We start from the raw sequence: 2,313 nt of genomic DNA, 5'->3' as shown, positions 1-2,313 counted from the left end.
TCGCTCATGGGGGAAACCACGGCAGTCGCTCATGGGGGAGACCCCCAAGACCGCGCTGCCTTCCCAAGACCGCGCTGCATCGCTATAAAGCAACAGCTTGGATGTCGATATTTGTCACACGAGGTGGTGGAGCTACGTTTTTTATAACGGCTGTCTTGTTATTTGGTCAAGATCTGGGATTTATGAGTATCGCTTTGGTTGACCTTTTCTTCGCAGTTATCCAAGGAATTCTCTTATTCCTTGCCCTGCAAACTGAACAACCCCTTATTTCAAAAATAGTCAAGGGATTCTCCTAACTTTTCGGGAATAGTAATACTTATCACCTAGCACTGCACTCACCACTATCTAGCAGTAGGGAGAAAAATAACGTTATGGAAATGGTGAAAACGAAATTAGGTAAATTAATAACAATCATTGTTATTAGTATTTTTTTGCTGGCTGGAGTTGTAGCCTATGTGGGATGGTACAACCTATTTCGAGAAGACCCCAATCCTCCCACCTATTACGATTATGAGTCGCCAGAAGAACACTTCAAGTATGGTTCCATTGGCACAGAAAAGGCTGAAGGTGTACCGTATTTAATTTGGCTGGTGCTTCCCAGGATATTTCCTGACAAACTCCCAGGACCGGGGGGTTATACGTCTTTGGGAATTACCTGGGAAGAGGGGAAAGAATTGCCCATTGGCTTTTCTAAAAAAACTATTGGTTTTCCCCGTCAGGGCATAACTTGTGCTTCCTGTCATACGGCTACATTTCGCGAAAATCCTAAAGATAAACCTACCATTATTTTAGGAGGACCTTCAAGTAAGTTTGATTCTCAAGGCTACCTCCGATTTCTGCAAGCTTGTGCCAATGATCCACGATTTACAGCGGACTATATTCTTGGAGAAATCGGATACAATTATGAACTTTCTTGGTTTGATAAACTACTTTATCGCTATGTCATTATTCCTCAGACCAGGAAAACAATTACGAAACTTCTGGAAGGATATGCTTGGATGGATTCCCGTCCTGACTGGGGACCTGGTCGAATCTCTCCATTTAACCCTGGCAAGTTTCGATACTTAGAGCAACCTCTAGATGATTCTGTTGACAACTCCGACATGATGCCCCTTTGGAATCAAAAGATGCATGAAGGATTTGCCTATCATTGGGATGGCTTAGAAACCTCACTGACGGAAACCATCCAGACTGGAGCAATCGGTGATGGTGCTACTAGGAAGTCGATTAATATCGAAGGTTTAAAGCGGGTAGAAGATTATATTACTGAATTACCTCCTCCCCCATATCCTTTTGAGGTTAATCAGACATTGGCAGCAAAAGGTAGTGAGATTTTTGGTAATACCTGTGCATCCTGCCATGCTTTTGGTGGAGAACGGATAGGAACTGTTATTCCTATTGATGAGATTGGTACTGACCGCAACCGCTTAGATATGTGGACTCAGGAAGCAGCTGACTCTTATAATGAATACGCTGAAGGCTATGAATGGGACTTTGACTACTTGCGTAAGACTAATGGTTATGTGGCAGTAGCCCTTGATGGACTTTGGCTAAGAGCTCCTTATCTCCATAATGGTTCGGTGCCTAATCTAACCAACTTACTAGAAACTCCTGAGAACCGGACGAAGGTATTTTACCGGGGCTACGATGTCTATGATCCCAAAAAAGTTGGCTTTGTCTCGGAGGGAGCAAACGCTGAGAAGGAGGGTTTTAGATACGATACTAGCGTTATAGCTAATGGTAACCAAGGACATCTCTATGGCACTGATTTACCTGAACAGGATAAGAAAGCCTTGATTGAATATCTCAAAACTCTGTGATCTCCTTGACTTTCTAGAGCACTAGCATATGGGGCAGATAAACTCCCCCATATGCGGCAATTAAACTAATCGTCTTTACTGAAATCTTTCACTTTCAATTAAACGAGAGTATTATATATAATAATTATCAAAATAACCAATTTTTTTTTGGGCGACTCTACAAGCTAAAAACTGGTATTTTATTTTTTTTCTACTCTCTTAAGTAATTTTATTATCAGTAATTTTGTTTAAGCGATCGCAAATCCCTCTTAGTTCGGTTTGACTACACACTGGATCTCGTGGTGCTGGCAATTCTGTATTGGGCCATGTGGGTAGATCAAAACAGGGACAACAGGTTGGTGGTATCCCAGCGGTTTTAATGGGTAAAGGCATATCACAACGGGAACAAGGCAGTATATCCCACTTGGGTGTTAATAAATCCGCAATTGTTTCATCAGTTCCTTCCAGGTAACAATCACCAGTCTCTGGTGAAATAGCTAGCTGCCAAATCGTT

Annotated in this window: 2 protein-coding genes; one reads left to right on the top strand and one right to left on the bottom strand. The window is 42.2% G+C overall.

Going from position 1 to position 2,313, the window contains the following annotated elements:
• Window positions 1-377: 377 nt before the first annotated feature.
• Complete coding sequence (locus tag F6K49_RS42165) at window positions 378-1,820, top strand: c-type cytochrome (RefSeq protein ID WP_293107297.1); 1,443 nt, start codon at window positions 378-380, stop codon at window positions 1,818-1,820.
• Between the two features lie 198 nt (window positions 1,821-2,018).
• Here the strand turns inward: F6K49_RS42165 and F6K49_RS42160 are convergent.
• Window positions 2,019-2,313 (bottom strand): hypothetical protein (locus F6K49_RS42160; RefSeq protein ID WP_293107292.1); only part of this gene is annotated, 295 nt, incomplete at its 5' end.

This window comes from Moorena sp. SIO3I6, assembly GCF_010672095.1.
The sequence above is the reverse complement of the archived record's forward strand: the minus strand, read 5'-3'. Positions and strand labels throughout refer to the sequence as shown.